Origin of the sequence: Streptomyces exfoliatus, assembly GCF_000725545.1 — a bacterium.
Lineage (GTDB): Bacteria > Actinomycetota > Actinomycetes > Streptomycetales > Streptomycetaceae > Streptomyces > Streptomyces exfoliatus.
In genome coordinates this window covers 1-617 of the sequence record NZ_JNZP01000091.1, presented here as the reverse complement: position 1 = coordinate 617, position 617 = coordinate 1, and the positions used below count along the sequence as shown (strand labels likewise).

The following is a 617-nucleotide window of genomic DNA, read 5'->3' as shown; positions in this document are numbered from 1 at the left end:
TCGTACGTGTCCATCAGCCGCGTACCAGAGGGGTGTCCACGAGGTGTTCGGCGAGGAACCAGACCTGTGCCTCGCCGGTGCGGATGACCTCGGAGACGAGGAGGTCGGTGGTGCCCTCGTCGCCCTCTCCTGAGATCCGGGCGGCGGCGTCCCGGGCGTCGATCAGGATCCGCTCGTGCGCGTCGAGGAGCCGCGACAGCATCACCGGCACCGGCTCCACACCGTCCGGCGGCCGGGGGATCGCGGTCAGCTCCGCGACGTGACGCGGGTCGCCGACGGCGACGCCGCCCAGGCTCTGGACCCGCTCGGCCAGCGCGTCCACGATGGCCAGTTGGGCCTCCGCGTGCTTGTCCAGCATCAGATGGAGCGAGTAGAACGTCGCCCCGCGCATGAGCCAGTGGTGCTTCTTGTAGAGGGAGTACAGGATCTGCGTGTCGGCGAGTACGCGGTTCAGCCGCTGGCACGCGTACATGCGGGTGTCATGACCGAGACCGATCGGCAACTGCTTGAGCGTGCCGAACGCCTGCGTCTCGGCGCCCTTCTGGTGCAGCAGCGGCTGACCGCCGCCGTGCGTGGTCGTGAGGGTGTCCATCGGGTGCTCCTGTTCGGGAGAGAAG

Annotated in this window: 1 protein-coding gene; it reads right to left on the bottom strand. The window is 68.9% G+C overall.

Features of this window, described 5'->3' with window-relative positions:
- Positions 1-13: 13 nt before the first annotated feature.
- Complete coding sequence (locus tag IO20_RS0134230) at positions 14-592, bottom strand: Dps family protein (RefSeq protein ID WP_030557205.1); 579 nt, start codon at positions 590-592, stop codon at positions 14-16.
- Positions 593-617: the final 25 nt, after the last annotated feature.